The following is a 19,482-nucleotide window of genomic DNA, read 5'->3' as shown; positions in this document are numbered from 1 at the left end:
CGGGTACGGCTCAGGCGCGTACCTGGTCGATTCCCAGCTTCACGATCAAGGCCAGCACGACCACGAGCAGCACCACCCGTACGAAGCCCGAGCCGCGCCGCAACGCCATCCGCGCCCCCAGCACCGCGCCGGCGATGTTGCACACCGCCATGGCCGCGCCCAGCAGCCAGTGCACGTGCCCGGTGGCTCCGAACACGGCCAGCGCGCCCAGGTTCGTACCCGTGTTCACGATCTTCGCCATCGCCGAGCCGTGTACGAAGTCCGCGCCCACCACCGTCGTGAACGCCAGCACCAGGAAGGTGCCCGTACCCGGGCCGATCAGACCGTCATAGGCCGCGATCACCCCACCGGCCAGCGCGACCACGGCCACGACCCGGCTCGGGGTGCGCCGCGACGCGTCGGCGACCAGGCCCACCGCCGGGCGCAGCGTCACGAACAACGCGACCGCCACGAGCACAGCCAGCACCACCGGCCGGTACGCCGCCGCCGGCACCGAACCCGCGAGCAGCGCCCCCAGCCCCGACACCACCACGGCCATCCCGGCCGCCGGCCCCGCCACCCCCCAGTCGAGTTTGGTACGCCGTGCGTACGTCACCGCCGCCGTGCTGGTCCCGGCCACCGCCGCCAGCTTGTTGGTGCCCAGCGCCGTGGCCAGGGGCAACCCGGGCGCCGCGATCAGCAGCGCCGGCAGCAGCAGCAACCCGCCGCCGCCCACCACCGCGTCCACCCCGCCCGCCGCCGTGGCCGCCCCCAGCAAGGTAACGACCGAAAACGCATCCACGGCTGACAAGCATGGACTACCGCCCCCGGCGTCGCCGCAACCAGATGCCCGCCATCCCGATCAGCAGGAACACCGACGCCGAACAGCACACCGCCTTGAACACCGCGCCACCCTCCGTACCTCGATAGGGTCTTGTTCCGTGCGCCTGGCCACCTTCAACCTGCTGCACGGCAGGTCCCTCTCCGACGGCAACGTACACGCCGACCGCGTCGCCGCGGCGGTCGCCGACCTCGACGCCGACGTCCTGGGGCTGCAGGAGGTCGACCGCGCCCAGCCCCGCAGCGGCCACCTCGACCTCACCGCGATCGCGGCCGAAGCCCTCGGCGCGCCCGCGCACCGCTTCGCCGCAGCCGTCGCCGGCACGCCGGGGGAGACCTGGCGGCCCTGGCGCTCCGAGGCGGACAACGTGCATCCGCTCTACGGCATCGCCCTGGTCAGCCGCTACCCGGTCGCCCGCTGGCAGATCACCCAGCTGCCGGCGGCACCCGTACGCTCACCCGTCTGGGCCCCCGGACCGGACGGCGGGCTGCTGCTGCTCAAGGACGAGCCCCGGGTGATGGTCGCCGCGGTCATCGACGCACCGGCCGGGCCGATGACCGTCGCCACCACCCACCTGTCGTTCGTCCCCGGCTGGAACATCCGCCAGCTGCGCGCTGCCGTGCGTGCGCTGCGGTCGCTGCCCGCACCCCGGGTGCTGCTCGGCGACCTCAACATGCCCGCCGGGCCGGTACGCGCCTTCACCGGCTGGCGCAGCCTCGCCCGCCGACCCACGTACCCCAGCCCGTCACCGCGCGCCCAGCTCGACCACATCCTGGTCCACCCCCGCGACGCCGCCCACCTCGGACCGGTGGTGCAGATCCGCACCCCCGCGGTCGCCGTCTCCGACCACCGCCCGCTGGTCGTTCACCTCGACCCGGTGGCTCCCCGCTCGTAGACGATCTCCAGGCCGTCCTCGGCGTCCCACTGCTCGCCGACCGCCTCGAAACCGAAACCGGCGATCGTCGCCAGCGACGCCGTGTTGTCCGGACGAATGCTCGCCCGGACCACCCGCACGCGGGGGTCACCCTCGGCGCGCCGGATCAGCTCGGCGAGCATCGCCTTCGCGAAACCCCGTCTGCGGTACGCGGGATCGACCGAGTAACCGACCTCGACGCGCCCCTCGTCGTCCGGCGGCCCGTGGAATCCGCCGTGCCCCACGACCCGGCCGTCGGCCACCGCCGCACGCGCCACCCATTCGGCGGCCGCAGGATCCTGCTCGATCTGCTCCGCCCGGATCTCCCAGAGCCACTTCTCGTCGACCATCCACTGTGTCAGCGCCACACCGGCAGCCGCGCTCGCTGTCGCCACGTCGCCATCGATCAGGGCCCGCATCGCCGCCAGGGGCAGCGGCACAAAAGTGATCACCATCGGATCGTAGTGTGGGCGCGGACACAGACCAGTTGTGCACAACTAAATTGCGGACTAGCGTTCTGGCCATGACCGAGAGCACCGGCCTCGAACAGATGATCTGCTTCGAGTTGTACGCCGCGTCCCGCACCATGACCGGCCTCTACCGGCCCGCTCTCGACGCCGCCGGCCTCACGTACCCGCAGTTCGTCACCATGCGGGTCGTCTGGCACCGCGGCCGCATCACCGTCCGCGACCTCGGCGCCGCCCTCAACCTCGACAGCGGCACCCTCTCGCCCCTGCTCAAAAGGCTCGAAGCGCAGGGACTCATCCGCCGCGAACGCGGCACCGACGACGAACGCGTCGTCTGGATCAGCCCCACCCCGCAGGGCGCCGCCCTCGAACACGAGCTCGCCGACCTGCCCCGCCAGCTCGGCTGCACCCTCGACCTCACCCCCGAAGACCTCGCCACGCTGCAAAGCCTGCTCAGCCGCGTCCGCGGCGCCGCAGCAACCACCCCCAACCGACGGGAGACCGCACGATGACCGCCCTGTACACCGCCTCCGCCACCGCCTCCGGCGACGGACGCAGCGGACACACCCGCTCCAGCGACGGCGTCCTCGACCTCGACCTCGCCGTGCCGAAGGAGCTCGGCGGCCCCGGCGGCCCCCTCACCAACCCCGAACAGCTCTTCGCCGCCGGCTACGCCGCCTGCTTCCACAGCGCCCTCAAGACCGTCGCCCGCAAGGAGAAGACCACCCTCACCGACACCGCCGTCACGGTCGACGTCGGCATCGGCCCCATCGGCGAAGGCCGCTTCGGCCTCACCGTCGCCATCGAAGCCGAGATCTCCGGCGTCGACGAGGCGACCGCCCGCAAACTCCTCGACGCGGCCCACCAGGTCTGCCCCTACAGCAACGCCACCCGCGGAAACATCGACGTCAGCCTCACCCTCGCCCTCGCCTGAGAGAGGTCCGTCATGCCCTACGCTCCCGTCAGCACCGGAGTCGACCTCTACTACGAAGACTTCGGCACCGGCGACCCCGTCGTCCTCATCCACGGCTGGCCCCTCTCGGGCCGCAGCTGGGAAGCCCAGATCCCGGCCCTGATCGCCGACGGCAGACGCGTCATCACGTACGACCGGCGCGGCTTCGGCAAGAGCAGCCAGCCCTGGGACGGCTACGACTACGACACCTTCGCCGCCGACCTCGACGCCCTGCTCAAACACCTCGACCTGACCCGCGTCACCCTCGTCGGATTCTCCATGGGCGGGGGAGAGGTGGCCCGCTACCTGGGCACCTACGGCAGCGACCGGATCGCCAAGGCCGTGTTCGCCGGAGCCGTCCCGCCGTACCTCTACAAGAGCGACGACAACCCCGACGGCGCCCTCGACGACGCGACGATCAAGGGCTTCCAGGACGGCGTCACCGGCGACCGCATCGCCTTCGTCGACGGCTTCGCCCAGGCATTCTTCACCGCCGGTGACACCCTGAAAGTCAGCGAGAACCAGGTCCGCTACGCCCAGGAACTCGCCCACGCCGCCTCGGCCAAGGGCACCCTGGACTGCATCGCGGCCTTCGGCCTCACCGACTTCCGCGGCGACCTGTCGAAGATCGACATCCCGGTGCTGGTCATCCACGGCGACAGCGACGCGATCGTCCCCCTCGAACACAGCGGCAAGCGCACCGCGGAAACGATCCCCGGCGCCAAGCTCGTCGTGATCGAGGGTGGGCCGCACGGCATCAACGCCAGCCACCCGACCGAGTTCAACGAGGCACTGCTCGAGTTCCTCACCAGCTGACGTGCTGCGGGGCGGGGACTTGGTTCCCCGCCCCACGGCCCCCGCCTCCGGTGACCGTGGGGCGTTCTTCGGCATTACAGGCGGCCCAGCGCCCGATTCGTTCGATTCGCCCGCACCGCCGCCCGCTGCTGCGCCGCCGTCACCTCGATATAACCCTGCGACGTCGTCAGCGACGCATGACCCAGCAGCCGCATGATCTCCGACGCGTTCGCCCCGTCCTCCGCCAACCGCGTCGCGAACGTGTGCCGCAACGCATGCAACTGCGCCCCCCGGGGAACGCGATCCGACACCCCGGCCCGCCGGAAACACGACTGCACCAGGTACTGCAGGCCGCCACGCCGCAACGGCAGACCACGCCGATCCACCAGCAGCGGATCGTCCGGCCGTACCCGCCCGAACCGCAGCTGCCGGCTCTGCAGATACCGCGCGATCACCGCATCCAGCTCCGGCTCGATCGGCACCGTACGCGGACGCCCACCCTTACCGGCCACCTCGACCCGGCGCTCACCAGCACGGCCCAGCACCGAACCGGTCCGCAGCGCCAGCAGCTCGGACAACCGCAAGCCGGCACACAGGGCCAGCGCCAGCACCGCGACATCACGTTCGGGCCACGGGTCCCGCTGCCGCTCGTCAGCATGGTTGACCGCTTCGAGGAGCTGCTCGGGAGTGTCCTCGCCCCGCAACGGCTTGGGGGAGGGCGTCGCCATCCGGGGCTTGCCCACGGCGGACATGGGATTGCCGGCGACCACGCCGTCGACCACCAGGAACCCGAAGAAGGAGTTCCAGCTCGACCAGGCCCGATAGACCGAAGCAGGAGCGCGCCCGGCAGCGAACTCCGCAAACGCGGCGCGCAGGGCACGAGGGGAGAGGTCACGCAGAGTGACATTCTCACCCATGATCCGCAGGACCGCCGTCAGGTCGCGGCGGTAGGCGAGCAGAGTGTGCTCGGATGGCTTCCTCACCGCGCGGGCCGCGAGAAACTCCTCGACAAGCGCCTGGGCGGAAATGTCTTGTTCGTCCTGCATAAGGAATATTATGCAGGAAGCTCCCGTCTAGCGGGAGGGGTGAACCAGCTGCGTCTGACCCGCGTTGAGCGGGATTTCGCGGTTCGCATCTCGCGCTTTACCGAGGTTGGCTTCGGCTCACGTTGCTTCGCAGTCCGGTTGGTGCGACCTGGTCCGGGTCTGCGACGTCGGGCGTGGGCCACGGAACTCGGGCTGAGGCGGATATACCGTTCGAGCCCGAGTTGACCACCCGTGAAGGCGCGCCGGTTTTGCGGTAGGTCTGGGGCTCGGCTTCCGTCAGAACGATCCTCCTGAGATTTCGTGGGACGCCGCCTCCGCCTTGTTGGCCTACGTCCGTCCGATCCGCGCTCAGGTTGACATAATGTCAATTATCGACCACATCGAACGGGTGAATCCAGGCGGTTCGGCCGCGTGCGCGGTTCGGTGTACCTTCCGCGCCGCCGGGATCGTCGCCGTTGCCGCGCCGGCGGGCGCCGCCCAGGTACACCGTCTCGCTGAGCAGGGCGGTTCGGCCGCGTGCGCGGTTCGGGCGGCCTGGCGATCTGCCGGTGACTCCCCGGCCGCTGGGATGCGGCGTTCACCAGTACGGCCCAGCACCGAACCGGTCCGCAGCGCCAGCAGCTCGGACAACTGCAAGCCGCACACAAGGCCAGCGCCAGCACCGCAAGGGTGGTCGCTGGGGCACCTGGCTCCCGGCTACTGTCCCAGACCACCGACACGAAGCAGGCCGGCGAGCACGTCAAGGACGCCGGTCGCGTGACGCCGGTCGCGTGGACGGACAGCTGGACCCGTCAAGATCCAGCTCGCGGCGACGTCAGGCTCGGCGCGGGCCGGACGCGGCCGCCAGTGCGCGGGCCGGCAACGTCGCCGGCCGGACACCCGGCCGTACCGAAGGTCGAGGTCGGCGTATCGGTTAGGGACGCCGTACCTGTCAGGTCGTGGATCTAGATGGCGGCGCCCCGGTCGGAGGTGTTGCCGGGCCGCCCCCCGGTTCCCACGTCGGCCTGTCCCCCGGGTTGATTCCCTGGAACCTGCTTCCGTGGACGTCGCTACGCTGTGGACCGTGACCAACCCCATGGAGATCTTCGACCAGATCGTCGGCGTGGAGATCGCGTTGTGGGAGCGGGTCGATGCGCGGTTGCGGGCTGAGGAGCAGCTGACCCTCGGCCGGTTGCTGCCCATGCGGGTGATCGCTACGACGGCGGGCTGCCGGGTGTTCGACGTCGCGGCGCAGCTGCAGATCACCGTTGGCGCGGCGAGCAAGACGGTGGATCGGATCGAGGCGGCTGGTCATTGCGTACGCAGGCCGAATCCCGGTGATCGGCGGTCGTCGTTGATCGAGCTGACGGAGGCGGGCGGGGCGGCGCTGGCTGCTGCCGGGGTCGTTTTCGAGGATGAGGTGCGGGCCCGGGTGGGTGCGGTGCTCTCCCCCGCCGAGCTCGGGCAGCTGGCGGGTTTGCTGGAGCGGCTGCGGGTGGCTGCCCGCTGAGCGGCGTACCGGATGGGCAGGGCAGGATCTCGGTCATGGCGGGGACCGTAGCGGTGGGGTCTGACAGTTCTGTCCGGTGGATCACCGGGTTTCTCGATTCGCCGTCTCGTGCGGCGGAGGGCTTCTGGCAGGCGGTGACGGGGTCGGGCCTGTCGGCGCGGCGGGGTCCTGGTGGCGAGTTTGCGACGTTGCTTCCGGGCTGCGGTGACGCGTACCTGAGGGTGCAGGTCGTGGGCGACGGTCCGGCGCGGGCCCACCTGGATCTGCATGTGGAGCGGGTGGCGGCGCAGGCGCGCCGGGTGGTGGGGCTCGGGGCTGCCGTGGTGCACGAAGAGGATGGCCTGGTGGTGCTGCGCTCCCCCGCGGGACTGCCGTTCTGTCTGGTGGCGTGGCATGGTGAGGCGGCGCGGCCGGAGCCTGTGTCGTGGCCGGGCGGGCGGAGCCTGGTGGATCAGTGGTGTCTGGACATTCCCGCCACGTCGTTCGGGGCGGAGGCTGATTTCTGGGCGGCGGTGACGGGTTGGCCCCGGCGGTCCGGCTCGCGGCCGGAGTTCGACTTTCTGGTACGCCCGGACGGCATGCCCTTGCGTCTCCTGCTCCAGCGCACGGGCGGCGCGGCGCCGGGTATGCATCCCGATGTGGCCAGTGAGGACCGTCGCGCCGAGGTGCTGCGGCACGAGGAGCTCGGTGCCTCGGTGGTGCGGGTGGCGGAGTCGTGGACGACTCTGCGGGACCCGGTGGGCCGGCTCTACTGCGTGACGGATCGAGATCCGGCGACGGGCACGCTGGGCTGACGGCTTTCTTGTCGGTGGCGGCTGGTACAACTGACGGCATTGGAACACACGTACGAGGAAGGGTGGGCCGATGGCGGCGGCGCGTACCGGTGTGCGGGGGCTCGGCACCGACGAGTTGCAGGCGATTCGCGACGGGCTGGCGGCCGGGCGCAAGCCGCGGGTGATGTTCACCGCGTCGGCCGGGCAGATCGCCGGCCAGTTGGGTCAGGTGGTGGCGCTCACGGACCCGGCGGTGTCCGACGAGTGGGTGGTCGTGCGGTTCGGGCGCGACGAGTTGCCGTTCGCGCCTGGTGATCTGCAGGTGGCTCCGAAGGGCGCGGCTGCGCGGAAGGCGGCTCCCCCGCCGGCTGCGTCGCCGCCGTCGCGGCCGGAGCCGGAGTTCGTTATCGACAAGCCGGTGGGTCCCGCTCGGGGCGGCCGGTCGGGGTCCTCGGGAGGCAGGGGTGGTGCGGCGGTGACGGACGAGTCGGGTTCGGGCAAGGGTTCCGGTGGGGGTCGCCGGTCCGTCGGTGGACGGGATAGCGATGCCGGGGCGGTCGGCGGCCCTTCCCAGACTGGTGCTGGGACGGTGCCGGCGGGCGGAAACGGCCGGACGGGCGCGGCGACGTCCTCCGAGGGCGGCTCCTCCCCCGCGGTGGTGAGCAACGGCAAGCCGGCCGGCAGCGGCGGGAATGCGCCGGCTCCCGCGCCTCGGAAGGCTTCTTCGCGGCCGGCGAAGCCCAAGCCGCCACCCGGTCTGACGGTCACGCTGGCCTACACCGACGGCGAGTGGACGATCGCGGCCAACCAGGGCTCGAAGGCGCTGGCGAAGCCGTACGTGGTCCGCCCCGCCGAGGCCATGCGCATGGTGGCGCTGGTGGACGTGCCGGGGGTGCAGGAGGCGGTGGAGCAGATCGTGGCGGCGGAGCGGGCGGAGGTGGAGCAGCAGGCCGAGCGGTTACGGGCGGAGCTCGCGGAGATCGAGGCACGGCTTCAGGAGCTGCGGGACGCGAGCTGACGGCGGCGGGCTGAGCATGGGTCGGCTGGCGGCCGTCGCTCATCAGGGCCGCAGGGCGGTGACCGGTGCGTGGAGCAGTTCACGACGGTCCAGCGATTCCGGTAGTTCCACCATCGCCACCACTTGCTCCGGGGGGCTGCCTGCATGCGATGGGCCTGCCCAGAACGGTGATCGTCATGGCATGCAGCGAGCTCTCTGCTCGGGCCCCGATGACGTCGAAACAATGGAGGCCTGGCACGGCGACGAGGACCCTCTGGCCCGCCGGCGCGCCATCTGCTGGAACCCCGCGCAGGCTGGCCAACCGGGCTGCTTGAGGCTCGGACAGCTGCGGCAATGTTCCCCACGTGGCGGTCTCTCGCGGCACGGGCGGAACAGGACGATCGCAGGCGGCGGACGGGAGGAGCGAGCCCGTCAGAACGGCGGTACCGGCAGCGAGGCGCCGCAGGGCGATTCTGTCCACAGCCCCTTGGACGGAACTGGCGGACTCTCGTTCCTTCAGGGCAGCTTCCCTGTCTGCGGGCGCGCGCTCCTAGTGGGGCCGCACTCGCTGCTTGCGCTGCTCGAGTGGTGCGGGCCGGTTTGGGCAAGGCCGTTATGGCGGGCCGGCGCCCCCATGGGGCGTCACCGGGATCGGAAGGCCGTTACGGGGCCGGCGACCCATCGGGCGTGACCGGAACGGGGAGGTCGTTGCGGCGGGCCGGCGTCCCATGGGCGTGACCGGAATGGGAAGGTCGTTGCGGCGGGCCGGCGTCCCATGGGCGTGACCGGAATGGGAAGGTCGTTGCGGCGGGCCGGCGTCCGATGGGCGTGACCGGCATCGGCGGGGGTCGGGGTCGGCGGGTCGTCCGGCGTGCGATCATGGCGCATTGATGGATGCGTCATGGCGGGTGCCGGTGGTCTGGCGGGTGCTGCTGCGGTTTTCGCGGGTGCTCGTACCGTTGATCTGCCGATTGCGGGTGTCGGGTGAGGTGCCGGAGGAGTTGCGGCACGGTCCGCTGATCCTGGCGGCGAATCATGTCAGCCCCGTGGATCCGGTGCTGATGACGGCGGCCTGCAGCATCGCGGGGGTGGCGCCTCGGTTCATGGCGACCGGGGGGCTGTTCGACGCTCCGATCGTGGGGTCGGCGATGCGCGCCATGGGGCATCTGCGGGTCGACCGGCACACCGCGAAGGTGGCCGAGGCGCTGCCGAACGCCGCGGCTGCGTTGCGGGCCGGGTCGGTGGTGCTGGTGTACCCGGAGGGCCGGATAGGTCTGGACCCGTGGATGTGGCCCGAGCGCGGCAAGACGGGGGTGGCCCGGATGGCGGCGATGTCCGGCGCTGCCGTGATTCCCGTGGCGCAGTGGGGTTCGCATGCGGTGCTGCCGTACACGGCGCCGGTGGGGATCGTGCGGTCGGTGCTGAAGGCGATGTGGCGGCGGCCGGTGGTGCTGATCCGGTTCGGGACGCCGGTGGATCTGAGCGGGTTGAGCGGGTCGGCGGGGGCTCAGGCCATGCGGGCCACCGACCGGATCGTGCAGGCGATCGCTGACACGCTGGCGCCGCTGCGGGAGGACGAGCCGGAACTCCCCCACTTCGTGGACCGGACCCGGCCGGTGGACATGTCCCGCGTCCGGCGGCGGCGCGCTGCGGCCTGACCGGTCAAGCCGGCCAAACGGTCAGGCCGGTCGAGCGGGCCACGCTGGTCAGGCCGGCTTGATCTGGCCGAGGTGGGTCAGCAGCTGCACCAGCCGGTACGCCTCGCCCATGTCCTCGGCCGTGAACGCCACCGTCCGCCCACCGGACGCCCGTGTCACGCCGGGTATCAGCATGGCCAGGTCGACAGTGGCGGGGCTGTACAGATCCACCTCGACGCGTACGGGTCCCGGGACGGTCAGCAGCGGGACGCTGTCGGCGCGGCGGATCGCCTTGGCCGCCGCTCGGTGGATCTGGTCGCAGACCTCTTCCGGGTGCAGGGCCACGGCGGCCGCCTGCCCCAGGGCGTGTTTCACCGTGACTGTCGTCGTACCCGGGATGAGGTCGTGGATCTCCGCGCAGGCGGCGTCGTCGCCCGAGAGCAGGACCACCGGCGCGGTGTGGTGGGCGGCCATGGCCGCGTTGAGGCCGATCTCGCCCATCGGGCGGCCGTCGATGCGTACGTCCAGGATCGCGTCGCTGATGGTGTGGGCGAGCACGGCGGGGCCGGCGCCCGCGCGGGCGTGGTAGCCGACGAACAGCACCGCGTCGGTGCGGTCGTCGAGGCCGGCCAGCATGCCCAGCGGGCGGGGTCTGCCGCGGGCCAGGCGGGCGCGGCGGTCCACATGTTCGGGCAGGACGTTGCGGAACGGCCCGTGTGCGTCGGCGACGAGCACCTCGGCCGAGGGCACGGCCTCCAGGACTCCGGCGACGGCGGCGTTGACCTCGGCGGTCATCAGGTGGCGGCTGCGCTCGTAGTCGTAGCCGCCGGGGTTGGTCTCGGTGGGGTGCACGACCCCGGAGACGCCTTCCATGTCGGCGGAGATCAGTACCTTCATCGATGAGCACCCTACGCGTCGCGGGTGCCGGGCCGAGGAACGGAGGGCGTTACTCGCTGGTGCGGCGCTGGCGGAGATACGCCAGGACGGCCTCGCGGGTGGTGCGGACCCCGAACAGCGCGCGGGCTTCGGCGATGCGGCGGTTTGCCGTGCGCAGGGAAAGGAATTCGGCGGCCGCCGCGGCGGCGATGGTGTCCCCGGCGGCGAGGCGGTCGAGCAGGGCGCGCTGTTCGGGCACGAGCTCGGCCACCGCGTCGCCGGCCTCCACGGGAGCGGAGTTCTGGTTGCCCGGTCCCAGCTGCACCGAGCCGAGGCGGCTGAGGTCGTCGATCAGTGCGCGGCCCATGGCGCTGTCCGCGTCGCAGACGGCGACGATGCCCGCGCCTCGGGCCGCCGCGAGGACGGCGAGTTGCAGGGCGTCGCGGTCGGCGATGCGACCGTGCAGGACGAGGCGGTCCGTGGTGACGTCCCAGGCGGAGCTCGGCAGCGCGAAGCCTTCGCGGACGGACCAGCCGTCACGGGCGAGGCGGCGCACCACGGTGTCGGCGTCGGCGCTGGAGGCGACGACGTGGCGGGGAGCGTCGGGCTGTCGGGTCACCGGCCATCCTCACGGTCGCGTCGGTCCGGGCGGTCGAACGGGTCGTTACGGCCGAAGCCGGCGGACGGGTCGGAGGAGGAAACGGCCGGCTCCAGCTGGGTGAGGGCCAGGGCTGCTGCTTCGGTACGCGTACGTGCCCCCAGCTTGCGCATGCCCGCGCGGATGTGGGTGTCGACCGTCTCGGCCGAGATGCCCAGCTGTCCCGCGATGCGGCGGGTCGGTTCGCCGGCCGCCACCAGCCGCAGCACGTCCGTCTCCCGGCGGGTCAGGTTGCTGCCCGAGCGCGGGCTGCGGGTGTCGCGGTGCACGTGGTGGCGGCGCAGACCGCGGCGGGCACGGCCGGCGAGCACCACCAGACCGGCCTCGTCGGCGAGCTGTTCGGCCTGCAGCAGGGCGGTGACGGCGCGCTGGGCGTTGGGGTCGTGCAGGCCGGCGGCGAGCAGGCAGCGGATCTGTTCCCGGCGGGCGGTGCCGGCCCAGGCCTCGGCGGCCGCGGTGAATCCGGTGCCGGTCGCCCAGGCGGTGAGGGTGCGCCGGGCCGCGGTGGGCAGGCCGGCCGGGATGGCGGGGGCGGCGCCGTCGATGTCGAAGGCCGACGCGTACGGGGACCGGGCCCCGGCGCCGCCGTCGTACGCGGCCCAGCGGGCGGTGATGTGCTGCAGCCCGGTGAGCAGGCCGGCGCCGGGGGTCTGCGGGTGCTGCGCGGCACGGTCGGGCTGGCCGTCGAGCCAGGCGGCCTCGCGGGCGACCCAGGCGGTGGCCGGGTGCCCGTCGGGGTCGGCGAGCCGGCTGCGGGCGGCGGCGAGCAGTCCGGTATCGGCCTCGACCAGGGCGGTCGCGGCCACCGCGTAGGCCTGGGCGTCGGCCGGGAGGGCCCGGTCGGCGAGGTCGGCGCTGCGCCGCACCGCGTTGTCGGGCGACGCCGCGGCGGACAGGCCTTGGAGCACGTCCGCCCACCCGGCGACCGCCAGGAACCGGGTCTGCCAGCTGTACGCCAGGTCCGCGGCGCACGCCTCCGCGGCGGTGCGGGCCGCGGCTGCCGCCTCCGCCAGCCTCCCGTCGGCGGTCAGGTGCTCGACGAGCAGCCAGGCACTCCAGCGCCCGCTCAGCGGATCCGTGCCGTCGGCCGCGGCGGCGGCCAGGTCGCGTTCCCAGCCCGGGGCGCGGTGGGCCGCGCGCACCGCGGCCAGCGCCGCCGCCACTCCTGGTGGGGGTGCCGGATGCCGCGCGGCGATCTTCTCCGCCGTGTCCAGGGCCGCGGCGGGGTCGGCGGCCAGGTCGGCCAGGAGCAGGATCCGGTCGCGGGCCGCGACGACCGTGGCGGTGGCCGCGTCGGGGATCGGGGTGACGGCCGCTCGGGCGGCCGCCGGGTCGCCGGCCTGCAGCAGTGCCTCGCCGCGCAGGACGTCGGCCTCCACGCCGAGCGGGGCCGCGCTGGTCAGGGCGCGGGCGGCGGCGTGCGGGCGGCCCGCGGCCAGCAGCGCGTCGGCGGCGGCGATCCGCACCCGGGGGGCCGGGGTGACCCCCGGCAGGTTGCAGGCGAACAGCAGCAGGTCGGCGCGGTCACCGCCGGCGGTGCGGTCGGCCGCGGTCAGAGCTCTGCGGTACGCCTGGTCGTGGTCGCCGGCGGCGGCGAGGTGGCGGGCGGCCTCGGCGTCCGGGGTGGCGGTGGCCAGGGCGCGGTGCAGGTCGGCGCGGGCGTCGGCGTCGAGCAGGCCGGCGGCGGTCTCGGCGATGTACGCCGACACCGGCACGACCTCGTCGCCGGCCTGCTGGATGAGGCCGGCCTCGTGCAGGGCGGTGGCGCCGGCGCCGAGCAGCGACGCCGGGGCGGGGCGGCCGAGCAGGCCCAGCGCGGCCAGCGCGGTGCGGGCGGCGCGGGGCAGGTCGGCCAGGGCGGTGGCGATCGCGTAGGCGACCTGGTCGACGTCGGTGTCCGGGGTGCCCCGGCCGGCGCCGGCCTGGCGGGCGAGGGCGGTGACGGCGAGCGGGTTGCCGCCGGCGCGGGCGACGACCGCGGCCACGGCGGTGTCGTCGAGCTGCCCGGCGGTGCGGCGAGCGAGATCGGCGGCGGCCTGCGGGTCGAGCGGCGGGATGTCGAGCCACGCGGTGGCCGCCTCGCGCAGGGCGCTCAGGGTCGCCTCGGGCAGCCGGTGCGGCGTACGCAGGGCCGCCACGACGCGGATGCGGGTGGCCAGGTGAGGCAGCGCCGCCAGGGTGGCGGGGTCGGCGTACTGCAGGTCGTCGAGGACGAGCAGGCCGGCGCGGACCCGGGAGCGGACCGCCTCGGCGAGCAGCGGGACGTCGTGGGCGGGCAGGCGGGCCTTGACCGCCCGGGACAGCGCGAGCGCCGGGACGGTGGCGAGCATGGCGAGGCCGCCGCCGGTGTGCGCGGGCCCGGCGGCGGCGGTGGCGATGCGGCGCAGCAGGGTGGTGCGGCCGGCGCCGGGTGCTCCGGTGAGCACGACGAGGCCGGGGCGGCGCAGATGCGCGGCGGCGAGCCCGGCCAGGTCCTGCTGTGACACCCACGCTCCTGTCCCGCTGCGCCCCCCGGCAGCGTCCGTTGGCACGAACACGGGATCCTCACTCGGCCCCGGGTCCGTAGTCTGTGCTGCGGCAGGCGATTCCGCCCTGCCCGTGAAGGGGAAGGGCAGCCACCTTTGTCTGCGTTGACGGCCGCGGTCAGCACATTCTCGCCGAATGTGTGCTCGGCTGACGAGTCATGACCGTCGGGCCGCTGTCCGCACGGGTAGCTACCCTGTGCGACGAGATTATCGCCCGGGTCGGCCCGGACGTCGCTGGCCAGGTGCAACACGTCCGCGAGCGGCTCGCCGAGCCGTTACGCGTGGCTATCGCGGGGCGGCTGAAAGCCGGAAAGTCGACACTCGTCAACGCGTTGATCGGGCGGCGGGTGGCGCCCACGGCGGTCGGTGAGTGCACCCGGGTGGTCACCCGGTTCCGGTACGGGCCCGCCGACCGCGTCGACGTGGTGCGCCGCGACGGTACCCGCTCGAGCATGCCGCTGGGCGACGACGGGATGATCCCGCAGCGCCTGGGGGTGCCCGCCGGCCGGGTCGCGTACGTGGACGTCACCCTGACCAGCGAGAAGCTGCGCGACCTGACGGTGGTCGACACCCCGGGGCTGGCGTCGACCGACACGCGGCTGTCCGCGCGGGCCGCCGCGGAGTTGAGCGAGACGACCGCGCCGTTCGACGCCGGCATCGACGCCGACTCCGCCTCCGAGGTCGCCGCCGCCGAGGCGGTCGTCTACGTGTTCACCCAGGCCGTGCGCGCCGACGACGTGCAGGCGCTGGAGGCCTTCCGGGCGGCGTCGGCGCGCCTGGCCAGCAGCCCCATCAACGCGCTGGGCGTGTTCGGCAAGGTCGACACCCTGGTGGGTGGTGCCGCCGACCCGTGGCCGGTCGCCGCTCCGCTCGCGGAGCAGCAGGCCGCGCTGCTCGCCCGTACCGTTTCCGAGGTCGTGCCGGTCGTGGGGTTGCTCGCCGAGACCGGGGAGGCCGGGCGGCTCACCGCGGCCGACTGCGCCGCCCTCAAGGAGCTCGCCGCGCTGCCGGCCGGGCAGTTGCAGGTGCTGCTCGCCTCCGTCGACCTGTTCCGCAGCCGGCCGGCCCCGGTCAGCGCCGAGCGCCGGGAGCGGCTGCTGGGCCTGCTGGACCTGTACGGCGTGGGTTTCGCCCTGGCCCAGGTCGCGGCCGAGCCGCAGCTGGGCACCGGGGAGCTGGTGCGGCGGCTGGTCGCGGCCTCGGGCTTCCCCCGGCTGCGGCACACCCTCGAGCAGACGCTGCGCTGGCGCGCCGACGCCATCAAGGCCGGGTGGGCGTTGTCGCGGCTGGAACGCCTCGCCGGGCACACCGGGGACCGCCGCGACCGCGAGACGCTGCGCGACGCGACCGAGCGGCTGCTGCGCGAGCCCGCGTACCACCGATTGCGCCTGCTGGAGGTGGCGCAGCGCGTCGCGACCGGGAAGGTGGAGCTGCCGGTGGCGTGGGAGCAGGAGCTGACCCGGCTGGCGACCTCCGACGACGCCCGGTGGGTGCTGCGCCGCCCGCAGGCCGGCGCCGACGAGCTGGCCGCCGCCGCGGTCGAGGCCGCGAACCGGTGGCGGGTGTACGCGGTCGCGGGCGCCGGGCCGGCCCAGTCGCGGGTGGCGCAGGTCGCCCACCGCGGCTTCCACCTGCTGGCCCAGGCGATCCGTGAGGAAGCCACCCGCCGTACGGGTCAGGAGGCCGGCCGATGAGTGCCACCCGCGAGCTCGCGCAGAGCCTCGACGTGACCGTCCGCGACGCGCTGGCGGCGGTCCGCGCCGCCGATCCCGACGCGGGCGCCGAGCTGGCCGACCTACGCCGCCGCCGGCTCACCCGCCCGTCGGTGGTGCTGGTCGGCGAGACCAAGCGCGGCAAGAGTTCGCTGATCAACGCGCTGCTGGGCGTGCCCGGGTTGTCGCCGGTCGACGCCGCGGTGGCCACCGCCGCGTACCTGCACTTCTCCCCCGGCCCCACGCCGGGCGCGCTCGCGTACGTGCCGGGTCTGGGTGAGCCGGTGGAGCTGGACGCGGGCGAGCTCGGCGCGTGGGCGACCGGCCGGGCCGGCGGGCGCGCGCCGCGGCGCATCGAGATCACCCATCCAGCGCCGCTGCTGCAGTACGTGAGCCTGCTGGACACCCCGGGCGTCGGCGGCCTCGACCCGGCCCACACCACGGTCGCGCTGGACGCCGTCGAGCGGGCCACCGCGTTGCTGTTCGTCGCCGACGCGTCGGCACCGCTGTCGCAGCCGGAGCTCGAGTTCCTGGTCGCTGCCAGCGAGCGCGTCGACACGGTGGTGTTCGCGCTGACCAAGGTGGACGCCTTCCCCGGGTGGCGGCGCATCGCCGAGGACAACCGGGCGCTGCTGCGCGTACGGGCCCCGCGTTTCGCCGACGCGCCGTGGTTCCCGGTGTCGGCGCGGCTGGCGGAGCTGGCCCTGGGCGTACCGGCGCAGGAGCAGGCGGCGCTGGTGGAGGCGTCGCATATCGCCGAGCTGCAGCACGCCCTGGTGGAGCTGGCCGGGCACGGGCATCAGCTGCAGCTGGCCAACGTGCTGCGGGCCGCCCGAGCGGAACTGGCCCGCCTCGAGCAGGCCGCCGAGGCGCGGGTGCAGGCCGCGGAGGCCGACCCTGCCGAGACCGCCCGGGTCCGCGCCGAGCGCAGCGCCCTGGCCGCCCGTAAGCGCACCGAGTCGCGGCAGTGGGCGCTGCTGCTGACCACGGAGACGCAGCGGGCCCGCGTCGAGGTGGTCGGCCTGCTGCGGACCCGGATCGCCGAGTTGCAGGCCGACGTCACCGCCCGCATCGACCGGTTGCGCGGCGACGGGCTGGCCGGCCTGCCCGATCAGGTGGACGCGGAGCTGCAGGCGGTGGCCGTACGGCTGTCGGAGGACCTGCGCGCCACCTTCCGCCAGGTCGGCGAGCGGGTCCTGGCGCAGGTCTTCGACGACGAGGAACTGGCCGGGGTGCTGGACCGGCTCAACGCCACGCTGCGTCACGCCCTGGCGGCCGGCTCGCCGCGCGACGGCTCCGGCGACAACCTGCTGATCGCGCTGTCCGCGGGCGGCATCGCGTTCATGGCCGGCCGCGGGGCCATCTTCGGCGCGTCGGCGCTGGGCGTGGGCGGCGCGGTCGCCGGGGGTCTGCTGATCCCCGTGGCGGGGCTGGGACTGGGCCTGGCCGCCGGCGGGTACGTGCTCTACCGCAGGCGGGTGCAGACCGACCGGCAGCAGGCCCGCACCTGGCTGCGCGACGTGCTGTCCGAGGCCCGGGCGGCGCTGCAGGACGAGATCTCGTACCGGTTCACCGACCTGCAGTACGCGCTGGGCGTCGCCGTCGACGACGCGGTCGAGCGGCGCTTGCGCGAGCTGGACGCGCACATCGCCGAGATCGACGCGGCCGCGGCCGAGGACGCCGCCGGTCGCTCCCGCCGCCGAGCCCGGGCCGCCGCCGAGCTGCAGCAGGTACGGGCACAGCTGAAGAACGTGGACGAGGTCCTCACCCGGGCGCGGGCCCTGGCACCCGCGCCGTCAACCCTCGGTCAGGAGAACGCATGAGCGACGAGTACGGCTGGCCGGACTTCCACGACCCCGGCCACCACGACGACCCGGGGCACCACGACGACACCGGCCCCGCGCACGACGACGTGACGCCGGCGGCCGACCCGTTCCACGACGACCTCTACACCGACCACGACTTCGGCGCGCACGACCACGACTTCGGCGCGCACGACGACGATCTCGCCGGCCACGCGGACGATCACGACGCCGGCTGGCACGACGACCACGCCGAGCCGGGCACCGGCCACGACGACGTCACCGGCCACGAGGTCGTCGACGTCACCGACGGGCACGCTCTGGGCCCGGTGGGCGCCGACCCGGACGCGGCCGAGCCCGGCGACGAGGCGGTGAGCCTGTTCCCGCCGGTCGTCGACGTCGGTCCGCTGCCGGAGCCGGTCGACGGGTTCCCGTGGATCGACACCGGCAGCCTGGGCCTGGTCGACCCGGCGGCCGTGCACGCCGGTGCCGGGCCGGTCGACCCGCACGAGCTCGCCGCGTACGCCGCCGAGGAGCTGCCGCCCGGCGCGGACCCGTGGGCGGCGCTGGCCGACTCGGAGGATCCGGCGACCGGCGCGCTGGCCCGATGGTGGAGTGCAAACGGCTGACGAGGTGACATCATCTGCGCCCATGACCGTCTCCACCGCGCCGGACAGCACCCGGCGTGAACGCACCGGCTGGTACTTCTACGACTGGGCCAACTCGGCGTTCTCCACCACCGTCATCACGGTGTTCCTGGGCCCGTTCCTGACCTCGGTCACCGAGCAGGCCGCCGGCTGCGCGCTGGGCGCCGACGAGTGCCGCGGGCGGGTCCATCCGCTGGGGATCAGCGTCGCCGCCGGCTCGTACTTCCCCTATCTGGTGTCGCTGTCGGTGCTGCTGACGGTCTTCGTGCTGCCGGTGATGGGGGCGATCGCCGACCGGGCCGAGCGCAAGAAGCCGCTGCTGGCCGCGGCCGCGTTCATCGGCGCCGGGGCGACGATCGCGATGGCGTTCGTGACCGGGCAGCGGTATCTGCTGGGCGGGGTGCTGTTCATCGTCGCCAACGTGGCGTTCGGCGCGTCGGTGGTCGTGTACAACTCGTTCCTGCCGCGGCTGGCCGGGCCGGACGAGCGGGACACGGTGTCGAGCCGCGGGTGGGCGCTCGGCTACCTCGGCGGCGGCGTCCTGCTGCTGCTCAACCTGGTCGCGGTGACCGTGCTCAGCGTCGAGGGCGACGACCACCGGACCCTGGACCTGGCCCGCTGGTGCATCGTGTCGGCCGGGGTGTGGTGGGCGGCGTTCACCCTGCTGCCGCTGCGGTGGCTGCGCGAGCACCCGGGCGCCGAGGTGGCCGCGCGGCGCGGCAGCGTGCTCACCGACGGGTTCCGGCAGCTGGGGCAGACGCTGCGCAGCCTGCGGGCGTACCCGTTGACCCTGTTCTTCCTGGGTGCCTTCCTGGTCTACAACGACGGCATCCAGACCGTGATCGCCCTGGCGAGCCAGTTCGGCACCGAGGAGCTGCACCTCGGCCAGTCCACGCTGATCGTCACGATCCTCATCGTGCAGTTCCTGGCCTTCGGCGGGGCGCTGCTGCTCGGCGCGCTCGCCACCCGCATCGGTGCGCGGCGCACGGTGCTGCTCGCCCTGGCGCTGTGGCTGCTGGTCATCCTCGCCGCGTTCTGGCTGCCGGAGGGCGAGCCGGTGCCGTTCATGCTGCTGGGCGTCGGCATCGGCGTGGTCATGGGTGGCAGCCAGGCGCTGAGCCGTTCGCTGTTCAGCCAGCTGATCCCGCAGGGCCGCGAGGGCGAGTACTACGGCTTCTACGAGATCAGCGACAAGGGCACCAGCTGGCTCGGCCCGCTCGCGTTCGGGCTGGTGTTCCAGCTGACCAACAGCTACCGGATCGGGATCGTGTCGCTGGTGGTGTTCTTCGTGGCCGGTGGCATCCTGCTGGCGATGGTGCCGCTGCGCCGGGCCATCGAGGCCGCCGGCAACACCCCGCCGCGACTGCTGTGAA

General features: G+C 73.6%; 18 protein-coding genes and 1 pseudogene. 12 read left to right on the top strand and 7 right to left on the bottom strand.

The features are described from left to right. Positions 1–10: 10 nt before the first annotated feature. Positions 11–781, bottom strand: coding sequence for a TSUP family transporter (locus ACIBO8_RS28615; RefSeq protein ID WP_396118437.1), 771 nt, complete (start codon positions 779–781; stop codon positions 11–13). 139 nt (positions 782–920) lie between these two features. On the opposite strand from ACIBO8_RS28615, the gene ACIBO8_RS28610 reads away from it, so the two are divergent. Continuing rightward, complete coding sequence (locus ACIBO8_RS28610) at positions 921–1,715, top strand: endonuclease/exonuclease/phosphatase family protein (protein ID WP_396118436.1); 795 nt, start codon at positions 921–923, stop codon at positions 1,713–1,715. Here ACIBO8_RS28610 and ACIBO8_RS28605 read toward each other — a convergent pair. Then, positions 1,685–2,188 (bottom strand): GNAT family N-acetyltransferase, encoded by a 504-nt coding sequence (locus ACIBO8_RS28605; RefSeq protein WP_396118435.1) that lies wholly within the window; start codon positions 2,186–2,188, stop codon positions 1,685–1,687. The two genes, ACIBO8_RS28610 and ACIBO8_RS28605, sit on opposite strands and share 31 nt — an antisense overlap. Before the next feature lie 68 nt (positions 2,189–2,256). Here ACIBO8_RS28605 and ACIBO8_RS28600 point away from each other — a divergent pair, with 68 nt between their 5' ends. From ACIBO8_RS28600 to ACIBO8_RS28590, 3 genes are read left to right on the top strand one after another with little or no spacing between them, the layout of a single operon-like run. Beyond that, on the top strand, positions 2,257–2,712 hold the full coding sequence (locus tag ACIBO8_RS28600) for a MarR family winged helix-turn-helix transcriptional regulator (protein ID WP_396118434.1): 456 nt from the start codon (positions 2,257–2,259) through the stop codon (positions 2,710–2,712). Further along, the gene (locus ACIBO8_RS28595; RefSeq protein ID WP_396118433.1) at positions 2,709–3,134 is read left to right on the top strand and encodes an organic hydroperoxide resistance protein; all 426 of its coding nucleotides are present in this window, start codon (positions 2,709–2,711) and stop codon (positions 3,132–3,134) included. The genes ACIBO8_RS28600 and ACIBO8_RS28595 overlap by 4 nt, the downstream gene beginning before the upstream one ends. A gap of 12 nt (positions 3,135–3,146) precedes the next feature. Continuing rightward, complete coding sequence (locus tag ACIBO8_RS28590) at positions 3,147–3,968, top strand: alpha/beta fold hydrolase (RefSeq protein WP_396118432.1); 822 nt, start codon at positions 3,147–3,149, stop codon at positions 3,966–3,968. Between the two features lie 74 nt (positions 3,969–4,042). Here ACIBO8_RS28590 and ACIBO8_RS28585 read toward each other — a convergent pair whose 3' ends face one another. Together ACIBO8_RS28585 and ACIBO8_RS28580 are read right to left on the bottom strand one after the other, a co-directional pair. Beyond that, a complete protein-coding gene (locus ACIBO8_RS28585) occupies positions 4,043–4,993 on the bottom strand; it encodes a tyrosine-type recombinase/integrase (protein ID WP_396118431.1) in 951 nt (316 codons plus the stop codon). Positions 4,994–5,530: 537 nt separating this feature from the next. After that, positions 5,531–5,673, bottom strand: a pseudogene (locus ACIBO8_RS28580) (integrase); the annotation flags it as partial. A gap of 395 nt (positions 5,674–6,068) precedes the next feature. Between ACIBO8_RS28580 and ACIBO8_RS28575 the strand changes: the two are divergent. The 4 genes from ACIBO8_RS28575 to ACIBO8_RS28560 all read left to right on the top strand — a co-directional run bounded on the left by ACIBO8_RS28575 (position 6,069) and on the right by ACIBO8_RS28560 (position 9,910). Continuing rightward, positions 6,069–6,482 (top strand): MarR family winged helix-turn-helix transcriptional regulator, encoded by a 414-nt coding sequence (locus ACIBO8_RS28575; protein WP_396118430.1) that lies wholly within the window; start codon positions 6,069–6,071, stop codon positions 6,480–6,482. Between the two features lie 35 nt (positions 6,483–6,517). Beyond that, entirely contained in the window at positions 6,518–7,276 is a 759-nt protein-coding gene (locus ACIBO8_RS28570; protein WP_396118429.1) for a VOC family protein, read from the top strand. A gap of 70 nt (positions 7,277–7,346) precedes the next feature. Then, the gene (locus ACIBO8_RS28565) at positions 7,347–8,273 is read left to right on the top strand and encodes a hypothetical protein (RefSeq protein ID WP_396118428.1); all 927 of its coding nucleotides are present in this window, start codon (positions 7,347–7,349) and stop codon (positions 8,271–8,273) included. Positions 8,274–9,142: 869 nt separating this feature from the next. After that, positions 9,143–9,910, top strand: coding sequence for a lysophospholipid acyltransferase family protein (locus tag ACIBO8_RS28560; protein WP_396118427.1), 768 nt, complete (start codon positions 9,143–9,145; stop codon positions 9,908–9,910). Positions 9,911–9,958: 48 nt separating this feature from the next. Here ACIBO8_RS28560 and ACIBO8_RS28555 read toward each other — a convergent pair whose 3' ends face one another. The 3 genes from ACIBO8_RS28555 to ACIBO8_RS28545 are packed head-to-tail and all read right to left on the bottom strand — an operon-like array spanning position 9,959 to position 13,909. Continuing rightward, positions 9,959–10,786 (bottom strand): M55 family metallopeptidase, encoded by an 828-nt coding sequence (locus ACIBO8_RS28555; protein WP_396118426.1) that lies wholly within the window; start codon positions 10,784–10,786, stop codon positions 9,959–9,961. 49 nt (positions 10,787–10,835) lie between these two features. Then, positions 10,836–11,384, bottom strand: a complete 549-nt coding sequence (locus tag ACIBO8_RS28550; RefSeq protein WP_396118425.1) for a LuxR family transcriptional regulator — start codon at positions 11,382–11,384, stop codon at positions 10,836–10,838. Further along, complete coding sequence (locus ACIBO8_RS28545; protein ID WP_396118424.1) at positions 11,381–13,909, bottom strand: LuxR C-terminal-related transcriptional regulator; 2,529 nt, start codon at positions 13,907–13,909, stop codon at positions 11,381–11,383. The genes ACIBO8_RS28550 and ACIBO8_RS28545 overlap by 4 nt, the downstream gene beginning before the upstream one ends. A 197-nt stretch (positions 13,910–14,106) precedes the next feature. Here ACIBO8_RS28545 and ACIBO8_RS28540 point away from each other — a divergent pair, with 197 nt between their 5' ends. From ACIBO8_RS28540 to ACIBO8_RS28525, 4 genes are read left to right on the top strand one after another with little or no spacing between them, the layout of a single operon-like run. After that, the gene (locus tag ACIBO8_RS28540) at positions 14,107–15,642 is read left to right on the top strand and encodes a dynamin family protein (protein ID WP_396118423.1); all 1,536 of its coding nucleotides are present in this window, start codon (positions 14,107–14,109) and stop codon (positions 15,640–15,642) included. Beyond that, on the top strand, positions 15,639–17,483 hold the full coding sequence (locus ACIBO8_RS28535; protein WP_396118422.1) for a dynamin family protein: 1,845 nt from the start codon (positions 15,639–15,641) through the stop codon (positions 17,481–17,483). Before ACIBO8_RS28540 ends, ACIBO8_RS28535 begins: the two co-directional genes overlap by 4 nt. Further along, a complete protein-coding gene (locus ACIBO8_RS28530) occupies positions 17,480–18,091 on the top strand; it encodes a hypothetical protein (protein WP_396118420.1) in 612 nt (203 codons plus the stop codon). The genes ACIBO8_RS28535 and ACIBO8_RS28530 overlap by 4 nt, the downstream gene beginning before the upstream one ends. Before the next feature lie 22 nt (positions 18,092–18,113). After that, on the top strand, positions 18,114–19,481 hold the full coding sequence (locus tag ACIBO8_RS28525) for an MFS transporter (protein ID WP_396118419.1): 1,368 nt from the start codon (positions 18,114–18,116) through the stop codon (positions 19,479–19,481). Position 19,482 lies beyond the last annotated feature (1 nt).

This window comes from Actinoplanes sp. NPDC049681, assembly GCF_044465265.1.
Taxonomy (GTDB): Bacteria; Actinomycetota; Actinomycetes; order Mycobacteriales; family Micromonosporaceae; genus Actinoplanes.
This window is presented reverse-complemented; position numbering and strand designations above follow the sequence as displayed.

Coding starts and splice junctions, on each gene's coding strand:
- ACIBO8_RS28590 (WP_396118432.1), top strand. CDS start 3,147: ATGCCCTACGCTCCCGTCAGCACCGGAGTCGACCTCTACTACGAAGAC.
- ACIBO8_RS28555 (WP_396118426.1), bottom strand. CDS start 10,786: ATGAAGGTACTGATCTCCGCCGACATGGAAGGCGTCTCCGGGGTCGTG.
- ACIBO8_RS28560 (WP_396118427.1), top strand. CDS start 9,143: ATGGATGCGTCATGGCGGGTGCCGGTGGTCTGGCGGGTGCTGCTGCGG.
- ACIBO8_RS28530 (WP_396118420.1), top strand. CDS start 17,480: ATGAGCGACGAGTACGGCTGGCCGGACTTCCACGACCCCGGCCACCAC.
- ACIBO8_RS28600 (WP_396118434.1), top strand. CDS start 2,257: ATGACCGAGAGCACCGGCCTCGAACAGATGATCTGCTTCGAGTTGTAC.
- ACIBO8_RS28525 (WP_396118419.1), top strand. CDS start 18,114: ATGACCGTCTCCACCGCGCCGGACAGCACCCGGCGTGAACGCACCGGC.
- ACIBO8_RS28585 (WP_396118431.1), bottom strand. CDS start 4,993: ATGCAGGACGAACAAGACATTTCCGCCCAGGCGCTTGTCGAGGAGTTT.
- ACIBO8_RS28595 (WP_396118433.1), top strand. CDS start 2,709: ATGACCGCCCTGTACACCGCCTCCGCCACCGCCTCCGGCGACGGACGC.
- ACIBO8_RS28605 (WP_396118435.1), bottom strand. CDS start 2,188: ATGGTGATCACTTTTGTGCCGCTGCCCCTGGCGGCGATGCGGGCCCTG.
- ACIBO8_RS28575 (WP_396118430.1), top strand. CDS start 6,069: ATGGAGATCTTCGACCAGATCGTCGGCGTGGAGATCGCGTTGTGGGAG.
- ACIBO8_RS28565 (WP_396118428.1), top strand. CDS start 7,347: ATGGCGGCGGCGCGTACCGGTGTGCGGGGGCTCGGCACCGACGAGTTG.
- ACIBO8_RS28535 (WP_396118422.1), top strand. CDS start 15,639: ATGAGTGCCACCCGCGAGCTCGCGCAGAGCCTCGACGTGACCGTCCGC.
- ACIBO8_RS28570 (WP_396118429.1), top strand. CDS start 6,518: ATGGCGGGGACCGTAGCGGTGGGGTCTGACAGTTCTGTCCGGTGGATC.
- ACIBO8_RS28540 (WP_396118423.1), top strand. CDS start 14,107: ATGACCGTCGGGCCGCTGTCCGCACGGGTAGCTACCCTGTGCGACGAG.